The sequence below is a fragment of the Kitasatospora sp. NPDC058115 genome (assembly GCF_042884635.1).
Lineage (GTDB): Bacteria > Actinomycetota > Actinomycetes > Streptomycetales > Streptomycetaceae > Kitasatospora.
This window is the reverse complement of record NZ_JBHVTL010000002.1, coordinates 282,282-299,539: the sequence shown is the minus strand read 5'-3', so window position 1 is coordinate 299,539 and position 17,258 is coordinate 282,282. Positions and strand designations below refer to the sequence as shown.

16 protein-coding genes are annotated in these 17,258 nt (G+C 73.9%); 6 read left to right on the top strand and 10 right to left on the bottom strand.

Annotated elements, in window-relative coordinates; genetic code table 11:
• Positions 1–87: 87 nt before the first annotated feature.
• Positions 88–648 (top strand): hypothetical protein, encoded by a 561-nt coding sequence (locus tag ACFVVL_RS03270; protein ID WP_387670993.1) that lies wholly within the window; start codon positions 88–90, stop codon positions 646–648.
• Positions 649–925: 277 nt separating this feature from the next.
• Here the strand turns inward: ACFVVL_RS03270 and ACFVVL_RS03265 are convergent, their stop codons facing one another.
• The gene (locus tag ACFVVL_RS03265; RefSeq protein WP_380288896.1) at positions 926–1,318 is read right to left on the bottom strand and encodes a winged helix-turn-helix transcriptional regulator; all 393 of its coding nucleotides are present in this window, start codon (positions 1,316–1,318) and stop codon (positions 926–928) included.
• 73 nt (positions 1,319–1,391) lie between these two features.
• On the opposite strand from ACFVVL_RS03265, the gene ACFVVL_RS03260 reads away from it, so the two are divergent.
• Positions 1,392–2,090 (top strand): NADPH-dependent F420 reductase, encoded by a 699-nt coding sequence (locus ACFVVL_RS03260; protein ID WP_387670991.1) that lies wholly within the window; start codon positions 1,392–1,394, stop codon positions 2,088–2,090.
• On the opposite strand, the gene ACFVVL_RS03255 is transcribed toward ACFVVL_RS03260, so the two are convergent.
• On the bottom strand, positions 2,056–2,865 hold the full coding sequence (locus ACFVVL_RS03255; protein WP_387670989.1) for a thioesterase family protein: 810 nt from the start codon (positions 2,863–2,865) through the stop codon (positions 2,056–2,058). The genes ACFVVL_RS03260 and ACFVVL_RS03255 overlap by 35 nt on opposite strands.
• A gap of 411 nt (positions 2,866–3,276) precedes the next feature.
• Here ACFVVL_RS03255 and ACFVVL_RS03250 point away from each other — a divergent pair, with 411 nt between their 5' ends.
• The 3 genes from ACFVVL_RS03250 to ACFVVL_RS03240 all read left to right on the top strand — a co-directional run bounded on the left by ACFVVL_RS03250 (position 3,277) and on the right by ACFVVL_RS03240 (position 5,331).
• On the top strand, positions 3,277–4,191 hold the full coding sequence (locus ACFVVL_RS03250; protein ID WP_387670987.1) for a helix-turn-helix domain-containing protein: 915 nt from the start codon (positions 3,277–3,279) through the stop codon (positions 4,189–4,191).
• 2 nt (positions 4,192–4,193) lie between these two features.
• Positions 4,194–4,319, top strand: a complete 126-nt coding sequence (locus ACFVVL_RS03245; RefSeq protein ID WP_387670985.1) for a hypothetical protein — start codon at positions 4,194–4,196, stop codon at positions 4,317–4,319.
• 73 nt (positions 4,320–4,392) lie between these two features.
• The gene (locus tag ACFVVL_RS03240; protein ID WP_387670983.1) at positions 4,393–5,331 is read left to right on the top strand and encodes an aldo/keto reductase; all 939 of its coding nucleotides are present in this window, start codon (positions 4,393–4,395) and stop codon (positions 5,329–5,331) included.
• A gap of 36 nt (positions 5,332–5,367) precedes the next feature.
• Here the strand turns inward: ACFVVL_RS03240 and ACFVVL_RS03235 are convergent, their stop codons facing one another.
• The 5 genes from ACFVVL_RS03235 to bioB form a co-directional block, all read right to left on the bottom strand.
• Positions 5,368–6,459: an endonuclease/exonuclease/phosphatase family protein gene (locus tag ACFVVL_RS03235; RefSeq protein ID WP_387670981.1), complete on the bottom strand. Its 1,092-nt coding sequence runs from the start codon at positions 6,457–6,459 to the stop codon at positions 5,368–5,370.
• A 151-nt stretch (positions 6,460–6,610) separates the two neighbouring features.
• Positions 6,611–7,063, bottom strand: coding sequence for a hypothetical protein (locus ACFVVL_RS03230; RefSeq protein WP_380288882.1), 453 nt, complete (start codon positions 7,061–7,063; stop codon positions 6,611–6,613).
• 148 nt (positions 7,064–7,211) lie between these two features.
• The gene (gene bioD, locus ACFVVL_RS03225; RefSeq protein ID WP_387670978.1) at positions 7,212–7,985 is read right to left on the bottom strand and encodes a dethiobiotin synthase; all 774 of its coding nucleotides are present in this window, start codon (positions 7,983–7,985) and stop codon (positions 7,212–7,214) included.
• A 41-nt stretch (positions 7,986–8,026) separates the two neighbouring features.
• A complete protein-coding gene (locus ACFVVL_RS03220; RefSeq protein ID WP_387670976.1) occupies positions 8,027–9,331 on the bottom strand; it encodes an adenosylmethionine--8-amino-7-oxononanoate transaminase in 1,305 nt (434 codons plus the stop codon).
• A gap of 45 nt (positions 9,332–9,376) precedes the next feature.
• The gene (bioB, locus tag ACFVVL_RS03215; protein WP_387670974.1) at positions 9,377–10,621 is read right to left on the bottom strand and encodes a biotin synthase BioB; all 1,245 of its coding nucleotides are present in this window, start codon (positions 10,619–10,621) and stop codon (positions 9,377–9,379) included.
• 307 nt (positions 10,622–10,928) lie between these two features.
• On the opposite strand from bioB, the gene ACFVVL_RS03210 reads away from it, so the two are divergent.
• Entirely contained in the window at positions 10,929–11,693 is a 765-nt protein-coding gene (locus ACFVVL_RS03210; protein ID WP_380288874.1) for a hypothetical protein, read from the top strand.
• A 108-nt stretch (positions 11,694–11,801) separates the two neighbouring features.
• On the opposite strand, the gene ACFVVL_RS03205 is transcribed toward ACFVVL_RS03210, so the two are convergent.
• From ACFVVL_RS03205 to ACFVVL_RS03195, 3 genes are read right to left on the bottom strand one after another with little or no spacing between them, the layout of a single operon-like run.
• Complete coding sequence (locus tag ACFVVL_RS03205; protein ID WP_387671122.1) at positions 11,802–14,294, bottom strand: DEAD/DEAH box helicase; 2,493 nt, start codon at positions 14,292–14,294, stop codon at positions 11,802–11,804.
• 56 nt (positions 14,295–14,350) lie between these two features.
• Positions 14,351–14,980, bottom strand: coding sequence for a hypothetical protein (locus ACFVVL_RS03200; protein WP_387670972.1), 630 nt, complete (start codon positions 14,978–14,980; stop codon positions 14,351–14,353).
• A gap of 4 nt (positions 14,981–14,984) precedes the next feature.
• Positions 14,985–17,255, bottom strand: coding sequence for a hypothetical protein (locus tag ACFVVL_RS03195; protein ID WP_387670970.1), 2,271 nt, complete (start codon positions 17,253–17,255; stop codon positions 14,985–14,987).
• Between the last annotated feature and the right edge of the window lie 3 nt (positions 17,256–17,258).

The following is a 17,258-nucleotide window of genomic DNA, read 5'->3' as shown; positions in this document are numbered from 1 at the left end:
CGGCCGGCCCCGGGGGACGGGCGCCTCCGGGGCCGGCCCGCGCCCGCGCTGCGGAAACCCGGTTGACGCGGGGTGGACGATGGCAGGGTGATCGACAGGGAACGTGCGATCGGGCTCGTCGAGTCCTATCTGGAGAGCGAGCGGCCTGCGGCGGGCGAGCGGCCTGCGGGGCCCGGCCCCGAGCCCGGGTCGGAGCGGGTCGTCCACGCCGTCGAGGAGCACGAGGTCGGGTGGCTGGTGTTCTGGGGCCCCTCCCCGGACGACCGCGCCCGCAGCGCGCACGACAGACCCGTCGGCGGCCACAGCCATGTGCTCGTGGACCGGTACGACGGCAGCCTGCACTACGTCGCCGAGGCCTGGTGGCAGCCCGAGGGGTGGGAGGACCACTACCTGCTCCAGACCAAGGGCGTCCGGCGCCCCGATCCGCTGGCCGCCGAGGTCCGCGCCCTGGTGCGCTCCGCCGGGGTCGTGGCCGCGATGCGGGAGCTGCGCAGGCGGGCCCCTCGACTGGGGCTGCCGCAGGCCAGGGCCTACATCACGGCGGTGCGCGACGGCGCCGAGCCGCCGGAGGAACTGGCGGCCCTCACCCGCAAGGAACCGCTCGCGCCGTTCTGGCCCGTCGACACCCTGGCCGGTCCGGTGACCTAGCGGTCCGGCCGGTCCGGCCGGCATGGATCATGACGAACGGTCACGACACGCCTCGTCCTTCGGCGCCGCCGCCGTAGCCGCCGTCGCCTGCGCCGAGCACCGGCCCGACGACGCGCAGGCCGCCGTGCGACGGGCGCTCGAAGCGGCCCCCGGCCCCCGGGTGCTCGACCTCGGCGCCGGGACCGGCAAACCGACCGCCGCACCGGTGGCCCCGGGCGCCGACGTGGTCGCCGTCGAGCCGGACCCGGCGAGGCCGGCCCGGGCCGGAGCGGGGAGCTCAGGCGCCCGGTCCTTCCGCCGGTCCCTCCCCGCTCAGCGCGCGGGCCTCCGCGAGCTCCTGGGCGGCCATCACCTCGTCACCGTGTTCGAACGCCCAGGCGCCCACCACCTCGATGGGGGCGAGGAAGGAGCGGCCGAGCGCGGTCAGCCGGTACTCGACGCGGGGCGGGGCACCGGGCACCGCGCGGCGCTCGACCAGGCCGTTGAACTGCAGGCGGCGCAGGGTCTCGGTGAGCACCTTGGAGCTGATGCCGCCGATCCGCCCGCGCAGTTCCACCGGGCGCAGCGGGCCGTCGCGCAGGGCCCGGAGGACCACCGCGTTCCAGGTGTTGGCGAGCAGGTCGAAGGCGAGCCGGGCGCGGCAGTCGGCGAGGAAGGCGTTGGTGGTCACGTACCGAATGGTGCCCGACGGGTTCCCTAACGTCGCAGGAGACGGTCCCGAACGACGAACGGAGAGCAGCCCGATGAGGATCGGTGTGCTGGGCACGGGCAACATGGCGGACGCGCTCGCCACCCACTGGGTGCGGGCCGGGCACGAGGTGACGGTCGGTGGGCGCGACGCCGACCGGGCGCAGCGGCTCGCGCGGCGGATCGGGGGCGGGGCGCAGGCCGCCGGGCTGCGGGCGGCGGCCGCGGCCGGTGAGGTGGTGCTGGCCGCGCTGCCCTTCGGGGCCGGTGCGGAGGTGGTGCGGGACCTGCGCGCGGAGCTGGACGGCACGGTGCTGGTCGACTGCTCCAACCCCGTCGGCCCCGGCTTCCGGCTGCTGACCGAGGGCGGTCCCTCGGCGGCGCGCCGGCTCGCCGAGGCCGCCCCCGGCGCCGAGGTGGTGAAGGCCTTCAACCTCTGCCACGAGGACGTGTGGCGGCTGCGGCCACCGGTGTTCGACGGCCGGCCGCTGGCGGTGCCGCTGTGCGGGGACGGCGCGCAGGCCCTCGCCCTGGTGTCCGGGCTGGTGCGGGACACCGGCTGCCGGCCGCTGGCCGCCGGCGGGCTGGACCGGGCGGGCCTGTTGGAGGCGACCGCCGCGCTGTTCATCGGCCTCTGGGTCGGCGAGGGCGCCGACGCGCAGGCGATCGCCCCGCCGCTGGCGTACGCGACCGGCGGCGCGCTCGACCCGGGCGGCCCGCTCAGCCCAGGGGACGCGGCTGCGGACGGACGGTGAGGATCTGCTCGGCCTGGCCGACCGGGCCGTCCACGTCGTGCAGCACGGTGCTGGTGAGGCCCTGGCCGGCCGGGCCGAAGGTGACGGTGGTGTCCAGGCCGGTCCACGGCCCGCGCGGCGCGCGGTGGAGGTGGATCGTCAGGTCGACGTTGGGGAACATCCACGCGGCCGGGTCCTGCTGCGGGGCGATGCCGTTGGCGGTGTCCACCAGGGCGACGAACGAGGCCAGCGGGCTGCTGGGCTCGCCCGCGACCAGGTCGACGCCCGAGGTCAGCCAGGCCGTCGCGCGGCCCCGGCGGGCCGGCGGCACCCGGCGGACCTCGATGGAGGAGATGTAGCCGCCGTCCCACGCGTCGCCCATGGTCCAGACGGGGAGGTCCTCGGGCGCGGGCAGCGGCTCGCGCGGACTGTCGGCGACGGCCGAGGTGTCCAGGGTCGCCAGCAGCCACGCGCGGGCCCGCACGACGGCGCGGCCGCCCGTGGTCACGGCCGCTTCGAGGAGTTCGATGGTGCGGCCCGGGCGGAGGGTGCGCACGGTGATCTCGCACTCGTCGAGCGCGATCCGCCCGAGGATGTCGTAGCTGATCCGCGCGAGCGTCAGACCGCCGGGGCGCCCGTCGAGGTACCGGTCGACGGCGTGCACCACCAGGCCGGCCAGCGGGCTGAAGTGCTGCTCGTCGGCGCTCCACGCCCCGCCCGCGTGCGCGGTGGGCTTGAACGTGTGCTCGCCCGTCCGCTCGTAGTAGCTCTCGCGCGCGATCGTGCTGGTGGTCACGGGTGCCGTCTCCTTGAGCGGGGCAGGTGCATCGTTCCCGAATCGTAGGCGGGCGGGGCGGCGGGGGTCGCCGTGATCTGGCCCACAGCGGGACGAACCGGGGGCGACCGGGACGAGGGGCGCACGACGGCGCAGTACCGCGACGACCACGGCGCGGACGTCGATCGCGGTGCCCCGCGGCGCGGTGCCGTACGGTGGGCCGCGGGGCCCACGCCCGCCGCCCCGGCGTTCCCGGTCGACGGCGTTCCCGCTCGGCGGCGTTCCCGCTCGATGGCGGCCCCGCCCCCCGTGCGGGGCCGGCACCGAGCGGCACCCGTTCAGCATGGGGCAGGGAGGCGGGCGGCTCCTTGTACGAAAGCGAACCCGGTGGGCCGCGGCGGGGAGTCCGCGCGCCGAGGGCGAGGAGGGGACATGGGGGCGAGGAGCGGCGGGACGGCCGACGAGCGGGGCGAGAACGTCGAACGGCGGCCACCGTCGTGGATGCGCGGTGACGTGGTCAGGGTCCGCGGGTACCGGTCGGTCGGCGTCCAGAACCCGAGGGTCACGCTGCCCAGCGCCGCCGTGACCCTGCTGGTGGGCTGGGGCGAACCGCTGCACATCCGTCAGGGTCTCGGCGGCACGGGGCGCGCGGAGACGCGGCAGGCGATGATCGCCGGCCTGCAGACGGCACCGGTGCTGGCGGGGTTCCGGGGGTCGGGCCTCGCCGTGGAGATCGAGTTCACGGCCGTCGGGGCGTCCCGGGTCCTCGGCCTGCCGCTGCACCTGCTCACCAACACCGCCGCCCACCCGGACGAGGCGATGGGCCCGGGCTGGACCGCGCGGCTCACCGAACGGCTGGCGCAGGCGCCGGACTGGGACGCCCGCTGGGCCGTCGTGGACGACGCCCTCGCACCACGGCTCGCCGCCGCCCCGTCCGCCCCGGGGCTGGCCGTCGAGGCCTGGCAGCGGCTGCGCGAGGCGCACGGCGGGCTGACCGCGCGGGAACTCGCCGCCGCGACCGGTCGCGGCGAGCGCCGGCTCCAGCGCGTCTTCCGGGACCACGTCGGCGTGCCGCCGCAGACGGTGTCCCGGATCCTCCGCTTCCAGCGCGCGCTCGCCCTCTCCGGCCGGGCGGCCCACCTCTCCCTCACCGAGGTGGCGGCGATGAGCGGCTACCACGACCAGGCCCACATGAACCGCGACTTCCGCGCCCTGGCCGGCCGGACGCCCGGCGAACTGCGCCTCGTCGCCGACCGGTTGACGGCCGGGGCCGGGGGCGGGGGCGCGGCGGCGCGGGAACCCGGCTGCCTGAGCGACTTCTTCGAGGCCGGCGCCGCGGACTGGTAGGCGTGGCAGCGCCGGGCGGCGTGGGCGGGCGGGCGGTGTGGCTGCTGGTGGCGGTGTTGTGGGCCGGGTCGGCGTTCGGGGGGAGCGTGGCGCTGACGCTCGCGGCGTTGGTGTTCCTCCTCAAGTGACCCGGGAAACCGTTGCGGGTGATCGCGAACCGGTCTTGAATGGTCCGGACCACAACGGGAGGGGTGCGAACCGATGACGGTTCCTCAGCGGACGATCGTCCTGGGCACATTGGGTTTCGGCACGATCGTCGACGAGGAGACCTCGTTCCGGCTCCTGGACCACTACGTCGAGCGCGGCGGGACGGTCCTGGACACCGCGAACAACTACGCCTTCTGGCTCGACGGCGCCACCGGGGACGAGAGCGAAGCCGTCATCGGCCGCTGGCTGGCCAGCCGCGGGGCGCGCGACCGGGTCGTCATCAGCACCAAGGTGGGCGCCCGGCCCATGGTGCCCGGGGCCGGGCTGGAGGCGGCGGAGGGGCTGTCCGCGAAGGCGGTCCTGGCCGGCATCGAGGGCAGCCTGCGGCGCCTCGGCACGGACCACGTCGACGTCTACTGGACGCACATCGAGGACCGCTCGGTGCCGCTCGCCGAGACCGTGCAGACCCTGGCCGGGCTGGTGACCTCGGGCAGGGCGGGCGCGGTCGGCGCCAGCAACCACGCCGTGTGGCGGGTCGAGCGGGCCCGCGCGCTCGCCGGTGACGGCCCGCGCTACGCGCACCTGCAGTACCGGTACTCCTACCTCCAGCCGCGCTTCGACGTGCCGCTGCCCTCCTCGGCCCATGTGCACGTGACGTCCGAACTCCTGGACTACGTACGCTCCGAGGGTGATCTGCGGCTCTGGGTCTACAGCCCGATCCTGTCCGGCGGCCTCACCCGCGACGACGTCGCGATCGGCGCCGCCTACGACCACCCGGGCACGCCGAAGCGCCTCGCCGCCCTGCGCGCCGTCGCCGAGGAGACCGGCGCCACCGTCAACCAGGTGGCACTCAGCTGGCTGCTCGACCACGAGGCGGGGATCCTGCCGCTGGTCGGGGTGAGCAAGGTCGCCCAGCTCGACGAGGCGCTCGGCGCGCTCGACGTGACGCTGACGCCGGAGCAGCGCAGGCGCCTGGACGGGGCCGCCCTGTAGCGCCGTCCGCGGGGGCCGGGCCCGGTGGTCGGGCGGTCAGCGGCGCAGGGAGATCCGCAGGTCCTGGGCCCGGTGGTCGGACAGTCCCCGGTCGTCGACGAAGGCGTAACGCCGCACGGCGAGGCCCCGGTTGGTGAACGCCCAGTCCAGGCGCCACCAGTCGGTGCCGAGGACGCCGCCCCAGCTGCCGGGGTAGAGCTCGCCGCTCGCCGAGCGGGCGTCGTCGAAGCGGGCGCGCAGTGGGTCGAGGTCGGCCATGGCGGGGCTGGTGTTGAAGTCACCGGCGATCAGCAGGGGGTTCGGGTTGGCGGCGGCGTCGCGCTCCAGGGCCGTGAACTGTTCGCGGCGGGCGGTGTCGGCCTCCCGGACCACCCGGTAGAACGCGCCGTCGAACACCGACTCCCGGGGTTCCACCTGCACCGGGATGTGCACGTTGTAGAAGGACACCGTGCGCCCGTGCACATCGACGTCGGTGCGCAGTACCTTGCGCCGGTCGAACCGCTCCGCCCAGGGCGCGTCCGGGGCGAGCGCCGGGCCGACCGGTGGCGCGGCGAGCACGGGGAAGCGGGAGAGGGTGATCAGCTCACCGTCGGCCACCACCTGGTAGCCGGGGAACTCCCGGTGGATGCGGTCGAGTTGGTCGACCTCGTGGTGGGAGCCGTGCGACCATTCCAGGTATTCCTGGAGCAGGTAGACGTCGGCGTCGCGGGAGCGCAGGAAGCGGTAGAAGGCGTCCGGGTCGTCGGTGGTGTCCCAGTACTCGGTGTTCCAGGAGAACACCGAGAGTTCCGGCCCGGCCGCCGGGGCCGCCGCGGCCGGCGAACCGGGCACCAGGGCCGACCAGTTGAGGCCCGCCCGGGGCAGTCCGGCGACCAGCAGCGCGACGGCCGCCGGCACCAGCCAGCGCCGCGCCGCCCGGGCCGGGACCGTCCACACCAGGGCGAGCAGGGCCACCGGGACGGCGAGGAAGAGCAGCGGCGGCGCCAGCGCGGGTATCAGCCAGAACCACCACCGGCCGTTCGCCAGGAAGTCCAGCAGCAGGAAGACCGCCCACAGCCCGACGAGGCCGGCCGACAGCCGTGAGCCGCCCGAAGACCGAAAGCGCGGGGAATCGGAATCCGGATCCATGCGGCGGAGCCTAGCAGCCGGCCGGAACGCCGGAATTCCGCCGTCCGGTTCGGTGGCGAACGCGCCGGGAATCCCCGGGAAAAGGCCGGAACGCGGGTGCACTCACGGGGGGGGATCGCCTGTGGGCCACCGGCCGAGGGCGGGCCGTCCCTCAGCCGCTGTTGCTCAGCGCGTAGGTGCGGAAAGTGGCCAGCAGCGGCAGCACGTCGGTCTTGCTCGGCTCCTCGGTGACGGCCCGCATGGCGTCGATCACCGCGTGGGCGATCACCTTCACCACGGCGAGGTCGTCCCCGGCCGTCTCGCCCCAGGCGCAGAGCGTCCGGGTGAGCAGGGCGCTCATCCGGGCGCCGATGTTGGAGCTCACCGCGTCGGTGAGTTCGGCCAGTTCCTCGTCGGTCATGCTGGAGCGCAGCCCGAAGGCCAGCGCCATCAGCGTGTCGACCGCGTGCTCGCCGTACAGCGCGACCAGGGCGGCGAGTGGCCGTTCGGCCGGTCCCCGCGCGGCCAGCGCGGTCAGGGCCTCGTCGTCGTCCTTCCAAGCCGCTTCGAGCGCCGCCAGGGCCCGCAGGGCCTCGTCCACCATCAGGCCATCGCCATCCGTCATGCCGAGAACGGTATTGAGCGCCACCGCGCGCCGGGCCGCCTCGGGGCGGGATCTCACCCGTTCGAGCGACAATCGCGGCGTTCCGTCGCGCGGACGGGTCGCGCGGGCCCGAGGGCGGACGAGGCAGGCCCGGCACCGGCCGGGCGGCTCAGCCGGCGCCGTGCGCGGCGGTGAACGCGGCGGCGTCCCAGCGGCCGTGCAGCGCGGGTGCGAGCGCCTCGACGGCGAGCGCGGGGAAGTCCCCGGACCGGCCGGCGTGCTGCGGCAGCGCGCCGAGCAGCGGGGCGCCCGCCACGCGCGGCAGGTCGGCCAGGTTGCAGCGGTCCGCGAGGGCGGGGGAGTCCGGCCAGGCGCCGACCACCACGCCGAGCAGCGGCAGCCGGCGCGCGGCGAGCGCCTGCGCCGTCAGCGCCGTGGTGTTGAGCGTGCCGAGCCCGGCGGAGGCGACCAGCAGCACCTCGGCGGGCAGGCCGAGGGCGCGCACGGCGCGGGCCTGGTCGGCCAGCGTGCGGCCCTGTTCGTCGTAGCGGACCAGCAGTCCGCCCGCGCCCTCGACCAGCACCAGGTCGTGCCGCTCGGCGAGGCCGGCCACCTCCTTGGCCACGTCCTCCGCCGCCAGGCACGGCAGCCCGGAGCGGCGGGCGGCCGTGTCCGGCGCCAACGGCTCGGGGTAGCGGGCGAGTTCACGCAGCGTCAGCCGGTCCGGCGCCGGGGCGGCGGGCCCGGCCAGCCGGCCGACCTCCGCGGCGTCCCCCGGCTCGTCCGGTGCGACGCCGGTCTGCCCGGGCTTGAGCACCGCGACCCGCAGCCCGGCGCGCAGCGCGCTCGCGGCGACGGCCGCCGTGGTGACGGTCTTGCCGACCTCGGTGCCCGTGCCCGTCACGAAGACGACCCGGCCGGCCGTCGCCTCCCCGTCCCGCACGTCCGCCGTTCCTTCCCCGGTCCGGATCCCCGCCGTCCCGCTCATCCGGCCACCGCCGCCGCCGTCACGGCCGCGGCGATCCGCGCCACGTCCTCGTCGCCGGTCACGTACGGCGGCATCGTGTAGACGAGGTCCCGGAAGGGGCGCAGCCAGACGCCCTCCCGCGCGGCGGCCGCGGTCGCCGCCGCCATGTCCACCGGGTGGTCCAGCTGGACGACGCCGATCGCGCCGAGCACCCGGACGTCCTTGACGCCGGGCAGTGCGGCCGCGTCCGCCAGGCCCGCGCGCAGCCCGCCCTCGATCCGTCCGACCTCGCCGCGCCAGTCCTGGTCGAGCAGCAGGCCGATCGAGGCGTTGGCGACGGCCGCGGCCAGCGGGTTGCCCATGAACGTGGGCCCGTGCGCGAGCACGGGCATCTCGCCGCGGCTGATGCCGTCGGCGACCTCCGCCGTGCAGAGCGTGGCCGCCAGGGTGAGGTAGCCGCCGGTCAGCGCCTTGCCCAGGCACATGACGTCCGGCGCGATGCCCGCGTGGTCGGCGGCGAACAGGGCGCCGCTGCGGCCGAAGCCGGTGGCGATCTCGTCGAAGACCAGCAGGACCTCGTGCCGGTCGCACAGGTCGCGCAGCATTCGCAGGTGGGCGGGGGAGTGGAAGCGCATTCCGCCGGCGCCCTGCACCACCGGCTCGACGATCACGGCCGCCAGCTCGTCGGCATGACGCTCCATCAATTCCGCGAATCCGTCCGCGTACTGCGCGTCGAGCGGGGCGTCGAAGCCGGCCGGCGGCTCGGGCGCGAACAGCTGCTCGGGCAGCACCCCGCCCCACAGGTGGTGCATGCCGCCCTGCGGGTCACACACCGACATCGGGTGGAAGGTGTCCCCGTGGTAGCCGCCGCGCCAGGTCAGCACCCGCCGCTTGGCCGGCCGGCCCACCGACTGCCAGTACTGCAGGCACATCTTCAGCGCGACCTCGACGGACACCGAGCCGGAGTCGGCGAGGAAGACGTGCCGCAGCGGCTCCGGGGTGATCTCGACCAGGGTGGCGGCGAGCCGCACGGCGGGCTCGTGGGTGAGCCCGCCGAACATCACGTGGCTCATCCGGCCCAGCTGCCCGCGCACCGCCTCGTCGAGCACCGGGTGCCCGTAGCCGTGGATCGCCGCCCACCAGGACGACATGCCGTCCACGAGTTCGCGGTGCCCGCCCGGGGCGGGTGCGGCGAGCCGCAGCCGCACGCCGGAGGCGGACTCCACCACGTACGGGATGGAGGTGCCGGGCATCGGCCCGTACGGGTGCCAGACGTGCGCCCGGTCGAGCGCGAGCAGGGTGTCCGTGGACAGCTGGGTCATGGGGAGGGGGCTTTCCGGGGTGTTCGGGGGCTGCGGCGGTGGGGCTCAGGCGTTCGGCGCCAGCTCGGTGCCGGCGCCGCGGCGGCGCACCCGCACCAGGTCGGTGCGCGCCTCGTCCGCCCCGGCCGGCTCGCTGTCGGCCGGCTCGGTGGCAGCCGCCTCCGGGCCGGTCGCGGCCTCGCCGTGGGCGTGCCCGCCGCACGGGCCGCAGCCGCCGCCGCTGCCGCAGCCGCCCGCCGCCGGGGCCGCCGCCCCGCAGCCGCCGGACGCCTGCGCCGCGATGTCCGCCCGGTGCCGGGGCAGGGTGCCCTCGCCCATGCCCTCCACCTCGAAGCCGGCGTCCCGGATCATGTCGAGGTCGGCCTGCCCGGCCTGGCCCTCGCTGGTCAGGTAGTCGCCCAGGAAGATGGAGTTGGCGATGTGCAGGCCCAGCGGCTGCAGGCTGCGCAGGTGCACCTCGCGTCCGCCGGCGATCCGCACCTCGGTGTCCGGGTTGACGAACCGCACCATCGCCAGGATCCGCAGGCAGCGCTGCGGGGTGAGGTTCCACTCCTTGGCCAGCGGCGTGCCCTCGAAGGGGATGAGGAAGTTCACCGGCACCGAGTCCGAGCCCAGCTCGCGCAGCGCGAACACCACGTCCACCAGGTCGTCGTCGCTCTCGCCCATGCCGGCGATCAGGCCCGAGCAGGCCGACAGGCCCGCGCCGTGCGCCTTCTGCACGGTGTCCACCCGGTCCGCGTAGGTGTGGGTGGTGGCGATGTCGCCGTAGGTGCCCTCGGAGGTGTTCAGGTTGTGGTTGTAGGCGTCGACGCCGGCCGCCTTCAGCCGCTCGGCCTGGTTGTCGGAGAGCAGGCCCAGGCAGGCGCAGACCTCCACCGCCGGGTCGGCCTCCTTGATGGCGGCCACCGTGTCGGTCACCCGGTCGATGTCACGGTCCGTCGGGCCGCGGCCGCTCGCCACCAGGCAGACCCGCTTGGCGCCGCCCGACACGCCCGCCTTCGCCGCCTCGGCGGCCTGGCCCGGCTTCAGCCAGGTGTACTTCAGGATCTCGGCCTTGGAGCCCAGGCGCTGCGAACAGTACGAGCAGTCCTCCGGGCACAGCCCGCTCTTCAGGTTCACCAGGTAGTTGAGCTTCACCCGGCGGCCGAACCACCGCCGGCGCACCCGACCGGCGGCCGCGACGACGTCGAGCAGGTCGTCGTCGGTGGTGGCGAGAACGGCGAGCGCCTCCTCGCGGGTGGGGGTCTCCCCACGCAGGCCCTTGGCGGTGAGGGTATCGAGCAGATCCATGGGGCTGATCCTGCCTGCTGCCCCGCGACGGACGCCAGAGGAAACCCACCAGAAGATCCCCGGGAAGCTGTGCGAGTTGTCACAGTGTCGCAGCTCACGGTAGTGGCGCAGGTCACGTCGGGTGCCGGGGGCTCCCCGGGGCCCCTCGCGGGCCCCCGACCCCGTGATCTTCACCACCCGTGACCTGCATACAATCTGCCGCATGACCACGCAGGGGGAGCGCGCCCCGTCATCGGCAGAACGACCGGACGGGCTATCGGCAGAGCACACGTCCCAGCGGCAACCCGGGTCGTACCGGGCCAGACGCGTGACCGCCCGACGGGTCGTCGGCTGGGTCACCGTCGCGGGCGTGGTGGCGGCCGGCGGCTGGATCGTCACCCGCCCCACGCCCGGTGACTACATACCGGGGCTCGGCCCCTCCAGCAAGGAGGCGTCCAAGACCCCGCCGATCGTCGGCGACCCGCCGGCGCGCACCGTCGCCGACCCCGAGGCCCTCGACGTCGACGTGTACTTCCCCGCCCAGCGGATCGTCGAGTCGGGCAGCTACAAGGGCAAGCGCTCCGGGGTGCGGCGCGGCGAGAACTGCACCGAGGTGCTCCAGGACCGCACCCTGGAGCTGCTGCGGGAGGCCGGCTGCAAGGGCTACCTGGCCGTCAGCTTCACCGCGCAGGAGAAGCCGGTGCTCAGCAGCATCACCCTGCTGCGCTTCGCCGACGCCCCGACGGCCGCCAAGGCCGCCGAGTCGCTGCGGGCCAAGCCGGGTTCGGTGGCCTTCATCCTCCCGGACGCCTCCACTGCCCCCGCCCTGCCCACCGCCCTGGCCCGGCCCGCGACCGAGCCGCGGGTCGAACTCGTCGGCCACTACGTGACGGTGACCAGCTCGCGGCCCGCCGAGGCGCACCCCGGGGCGATCGTCGCCACCGGTGCGGGCACCGGCTCGCCGAGTCCGTCCGGCGCCTCGGTGAGCCCGCTGCCGGTGCCCTCGCCGAGCGCCGCCAACCTCGACCAGCTGCTCGACGAGGCCACCCGGGCCATCTCGTTCACCGCCGGCGCACCGTTCGTCTGGATGTAACGGTCCGGCCGGTCCGCGGTGGAGCCTCCCTCGCCGGGACGGCTCCACCGCACCGCCGCACCACCGTTCGGGCGTTCCGGCGCGCGCCGGTGCCGGGCCGGCGGTGCGTCAGCCGTCCAGCCGGTCCACGGCCGTGACCCGCAGCACCGCGCGGCCCTCCTCGTCCGAGCCGTAGAGGTCGACCTCGGCGCTGATGCCCCAGTCGTGGTCGCCCTCCGGGTCGTCGAAGATCTGCCGGACCCGCCAGGCGGAGTCCTCCTCCTCGATGATCAGCATCTTGGGGCCGCGCGCGTCCGGACCGGTGCCCAGGTCGTCGTACTCCTCCCAGTACCCGTCCATGGCGTCCGCCCAGCGGTCCGCGTCCCAGCCGTACTCGCCGTCGAGCGCGCCGAGCTCCTCGTAGTGCTCCAGCGCGCACAGCTCCACCCGGCGGAACAGCTCGTTGCGCACCAGCACCCGGAAGGCCCGCGCGTTCGCGGTGACCGGCGCCGGCTTCTCGTCCAGCGTCACCTCGGCGGCCTGCGGCTCGGTCGGGTTGGCCAGCTGCTCCCACTCGTCGAGCAGGCTGGAGTCGACCTGGCGGACCAGCTCGCCGAGCCAGGCGATGACGTCCTTCAGGTCGTCGGTCTTGACGTCCTCGGGGACGGTCTGCTCCAGCGCCTTGTACGCGCCGGCCAGGTAGCGCAGCACGATGCCCTCGGTGCGGGCCAGCTCGTAGTGGCCGACGTAGTCCGAGAAGGTCATCGCCCGCTCGTACAGGTCGCGCACCACCGACTTCGGCTGCAGCTGGTGGTCACCGATCCACGGGTGGGCCCGGCGGTACACCTCGTAGGCGTGGGTGAGCAGCTCCTCCAGCGGCTTCGGGTAGGTGATCTCCTGGAGCCGCTCCATGCGCTCCTCGTACTCGATGCCGTCGCGCTTCATCTCGCCGACGGCCTCGCCGCGCGCCTTGTTCTGCTGCGAGGCGAGGATCTGGCGCGGGTCGTCCAGGGTCGCCTCGACCACCGACACCACGTCCATCGCGTACGACGGCGAGGCCGGGTCCAGCAGCTCGAAGGCGGCCAGCGCGAAGGTGGACAGCGGCTGGTTGAGCGCGAAGTTCTCCTGGAGGTCCAGGGTCAGGCGCACGATCCGGCCCTCGGCGTCCGGCTCCGGCAGCCGCTCCACCACGCCGCCCTCCAGCAGGGAGCGGTAGATGGCGATCGCGGTGCGGATGTGCCGGCGCTGCGCGGCGCGGTCCTCGTGGTTGTCGGTGAGCAGCTTGCGCATCGCCTCGAAAGCGTTGCCGGGCCGGCCGATCACCGACAGCAGCATCGCGTGGCTCACCTTGAAGCGGGAGACCAGCGGCTCGGGGTCGGCGGCGATCAGCTTCTCGAAGGTCTCCTCGGACCAGCCGACGAAGCCCTCCGGCGCCTTCTTGCGGACGATCTTGCGCTTCTTCTTCGGGTCGTCGCCCGCCTTGGCGACGGCCTTCTCGTTCTCGATGACGTGCTCGGGCGCCTGCGCCACCACCTGACCGACGGTGTCGAACCCGGCCCGCCCGGCGCGCCCGGCGATCTGGTGGAACTCCCGCGCGCGCAGGATCCGCACCCGCTGCCCGTCGTACTTCGACAGCGCGGTGAACAGCACCGTGCGGATCGGCACGTTGACGCCCACGCCCAGCGTGTCCGTCCCGCAGATCACCTTCAGAAGGCCCGCCTGGGCGAGGCGTTCGACCAGCCGCCGGTACTTCGGCAGCATGCCCGCGTGGTGCACACCGATCCCGTGGCGGACGTAACGCGACAGGTTGCGGCCGAACTTGGTGGTGAAACGGAAGTTGCCGATCAGCTCGGCGATGGCGTCCTTCTCCGCCTTCGAGCTCATGTTGATGCTCATCAGCGACTGCGCCCGCTCCACCGCCTCCTTCTGCGTGAAGTGCACGACGTACACCGGCGCCTGGCCGGTCTTCAGCAGCTCCTCCAGCGTGTCGTGCATCGTGGTGCGCCGGTACTCGTAGAACAGCGGCACCGGACGCGTCGCGTTGCGCACCACGGTGGTCGGCCGCCCGGTGCGCCGGGTGAGGTCCTCCTCGAAGCGCCGCACGTCGCCCAGCGTCGCCGACATCAGCAGGAACTGCGCCTGCGGCAGCTCCAGCAGCGGGATCTGCCATGCCCAGCCGCGGTCCGGCTCCGCGTAGAAGTGGAACTCGTCCATGACCACCTGGCCGATGTCGGCCCGGGCCCCGTCGCGCAGCGCGATCTGCGCCAGCACCTCCGCCGTGCAGCAGATGATCGGCGCCGTCGGGTTCACCGACGCGTCACCGGTCATCATGCCGACCTGCTCGGTCCCGAACATCTTCACCAGGTCGAAGAACTTCTCCGACACCAGGGCCTTGATCGGCGCGGTGTAGAAGGTGCGCTGCCCCTCCGCGAGCGCCGCGAAGTGCGCACCCGCCGCCACCAGGCTCTTGCCGGAGCCGGTCGGCGTCGCCAGGATCACGTTGTTGCCCGACACCAGCTCGATCAGCGCCTCCTCCTGCGCCGGGTACAGCGAGATCCCGCGCTCCTGCGTCCAGGCGGCGAACGTCTCGTACAGCGCGTCGGGCGTGGCGGGCTTCGGCATCAGATCAAGGAGGGTCACCCGGCTATCTTGCCTGCTCGCCGCCACCCCCGGCAAAGCTACCCCGCCACCACGGGCGCCCGCTCGCCGATCCGCACGTCGGGGCACCCCTCCTGCCGGACGATCTCCCGGGCGGTGCGGTGCGCCACGTCGACGAAGACCTGGGTCCGCTTCTTCGCGGACAGGTCGGACAGGAAGAAGGCCCCCGAGACGGAGATCTTCCGGTAGACGTTCCGGGCCAGGGGCTGTCGGCCGCTGTCGCAGGGGAACGTCAGGACCGGCTGGAGACCCTCCTGCAGCCAGCCCTTGACCCCGGTACCGAAGTCGATCGGCAGGTACCTCGACCTCCCCGGGTCCGGGGCGGCGTCGTACATCTCCAGGTCTGAACGGTACGAGCGCTCGTCGGTCTGGAAGACATTGACGACTACGGCGGTGTAGCCGGGCTGCCACGCGATGCCGCACTGGGCGTGGGAGCTTCTTCCGGACAGGTCGCCGATGACCTCGGTCTCGTGCCCCTTCCCGTCGTCACCCACCAGCGGTCGGACCTGGTCCCGTTCGATCAGCCCCCAGCAGGCGCTCGCCGGCAGTTCCACCGATTGCCACGGCTTCCACACCCACAGTCCGCCCCCGATGAGCACCAGCGCCGTGAACACGGCTGCGACGGCCAGCCTGCCGCGATTGCGCCGCACCACTTCAGTCCTCCTTCTTCGGATGGGTGACCTGCCACGGGATTCCGGTGCCGTTGGTGAACGCGCCCTTGATCTGGCCTTCCACGACGGGGGCCAGGTCGTTGAGGTACTTCCGTTCGAGGCCGGCCCGGCCTGCCGCGTCACGGATCGCGTCCTGGACGGACCCCTGGGCACCCTCCAACGCCGCGTTGTACGCCACCTGCGCGTCGTTGGCGGTCTTCGGCCTGGTGTTCACCTCGTAGCTCTCGGCGACACCGTCCATGATCTTGTCGACCATCTCGTTGGCGACCGGGCCGATGACCGGTGCCCGGTCCACGATCTGTCCGGCCGTGGCCCCCCAGATCGTGCCGGCCCATTCGCGTGTGGTCTTGACGGCCGAGTTGAAGTCCTCGTCCCTGTCGTTTCCGGCAGTGATGACCTCGTCGACCATGCCCTTGCTGAGGAGACCGGCGACCGTGCCGCCGGGCTGTGCGGACGCGAGGGCGGCGGCGGTCAGGTCGCCGTGGTCGGCGGGGTGCAGCAGCACGTCGTTGATCGCCGCAGTGGTGTACGCCTGCTGCGCGGCGGCCACCGCGGCGTAGGCCTCCGGGTTGTGGCCGAGGGTGACCAGCAGCCGCTGCACCTCGATCTCCGTGAGCTCGGCGATCTTCCCGTTGATCGGCAGCACGGTGGACGGAGGGGCCAGCGCGGTCTGCACGTCGCCCATGTAGGCACCGGCCATCTTGCCGAGGGACTCCTGCAGCTCGCCGAAGAGCGCCTTGTCCTTGTCGTAGAGCAGCGCGGACGCGTTCTCCCCGCCGAAGAGGCCCACCGTCGTCCGCATCACCTGCGCCATCTCCTTGCTGTGCGGCGGCAGCGGCCCCGTCTCGTCGTCGTACGCCCGCCCGGTCGCCGCCGCCTCCAGGGCGTGGCCGAGCGCCTCCACCTGCATCGGGCCGGCCTTGCCGTTGTTCGGCCCGAGCGGGTAGGAGACGTCGCGCAGCGGCGAGCGGTCGCCCGTGTCGGTGAGCAGTTTGAAGTAGAGGTTCGTCCCGCCGGTGCTCTTCACCGATCCGTCCGGCCAGTACGTCGTCGGCGGGTCGGTGAAGAACCTGGTGGCGGCGTCCGGGCTGTGCCCGAGCGCGTTCAGCACCGAGCCCATCGGGTTGAACCCGTGGTAGTTGCCCTTCTCGTCCGGCGTGCCGGTGAACCAGAATTCCTGGAACGGCGCGCCGCCCTTCATCGCCACCGCGTCCCACCGGGCCGGGTTCTCCTGGGTGAGCTGGGTGACGTGCTCGGCGATCGGCTTCAGGAAGGCGGCGTCGTAGTTCCCGTGCTTCAGGATGTTGCCGAGGATCTGGTAGCCGTACGGGCTGGAGTCGTAGTCGGCGCCGGGCCCGAGCTGGATGTGCCGGCTGCCGGCCCGGCGCAGTCGGTCGCCCCAGTCCGGGGGCAGGTGCGGCTGCTGCCCGGTGCTGGTCGCGGTGGCCAGGGTGAGGCCGAGTCCCTCCTGGATGCCCTTGACGGCGGCCTTGCGGGCCGGGCTGTCGGCGAGGTCGCCGCTCTGCGCCAGCGCGCCGTAGGAGGCGAGGAAGGTGCCCGGGTCCTGGCCGCCGTAGAAGGCGGTGGCGAACCGGGGGTCGCCGGAGTGGTGCTGGAGCAGGGCCTGCAGCTGCGCGAGCTGGGCGTCGGTGGCGGCACTGCCGAGGCTGAGGATCTGGGCGGCCTGCTTGGCCTCCGCGTCGGCGACGCTGCCCAGCGGGTTGCTGTTGAAGCTCTTGGTGTCGTTGCCGGTGTCCATCGCCAGGGCCAGGGCGGCGGCGGAGTCGGCCTCGGTGGCCCGGTCCAGCGCCTTGCCGATCTCCTGGGCGGCGGCCTGGGCGCTCGCCCGTCGGGTCTCGGCGTAGTCGAGGTCGTGCTTGTCGGCCGGGTCGGTGGCCGGCGGCCAGTGGACGCTGCCGTCGTCGGTGACGGTCAGGCCCTGCTCGGTGGCGTGCTGGACGGCCACCTGGAGGTCCTTCTTCGCGGCGGTGAACTCGTCGTGCGCGTCGCGCAGCGTGCGCGCGATCGCCGAGGCCTCCTCGAAGGCGGCGCGGATCTGGTCGCGCGCCCGGGTGAGGGCGCCGGCGGCGGACTCGGAGCTCGGCCCGGTCCAGCCGGACTGCTGGACGGGGCCGATCACCTCGTTCTGGATCCTGGTCGAGAGGTCCCAGCCGCGGACCATCTTCTCGAAGTCGCCCGCCGCCGCGTTCAGGCCGGTGAGGTCGACCTTCTGGAGCTGGGTGTACGTCACCATGTC

What these genes read in the sequence shown, in the direction of transcription:
- ACFVVL_RS03220 (WP_387670976.1), bottom strand. Translation starts at nt 9,331, where the DNA reads ATGACCCAGCTGTCCACGGACACCCTGCTCGCGCTCGACCGGGCGCAC.
- ACFVVL_RS03230 (WP_380288882.1), bottom strand. Translation starts at nt 7,063, where the DNA reads ATGACGGATGGCGATGGCCTGATGGTGGACGAGGCCCTGCGGGCCCTG.
- ACFVVL_RS03195 (WP_387670970.1), bottom strand. Translation starts at nt 17,255, where the DNA reads ATGGTGACGTACACCCAGCTCCAGAAGGTCGACCTCACCGGCCTGAAC.
- ACFVVL_RS03250 (WP_387670987.1), top strand. Translation starts at nt 3,277, where the DNA reads ATGGGGGCGAGGAGCGGCGGGACGGCCGACGAGCGGGGCGAGAACGTC.
- ACFVVL_RS03205 (WP_387671122.1), bottom strand. Translation starts at nt 14,294, where the DNA reads ATGCCGAAGCCCGCCACGCCCGACGCGCTGTACGAGACGTTCGCCGCC.
- bioB (WP_387670974.1), bottom strand. Translation starts at nt 10,621, where the DNA reads ATGGATCTGCTCGATACCCTCACCGCCAAGGGCCTGCGTGGGGAGACC.
- ACFVVL_RS03260 (WP_387670991.1), top strand. Translation starts at nt 1,392, where the DNA reads ATGAGGATCGGTGTGCTGGGCACGGGCAACATGGCGGACGCGCTCGCC.
- ACFVVL_RS03235 (WP_387670981.1), bottom strand. Translation starts at nt 6,459, where the DNA reads ATGGATCCGGATTCCGATTCCCCGCGCTTTCGGTCTTCGGGCGGCTCA.
- ACFVVL_RS03240 (WP_387670983.1), top strand. Translation starts at nt 4,393, where the DNA reads ATGACGGTTCCTCAGCGGACGATCGTCCTGGGCACATTGGGTTTCGGC.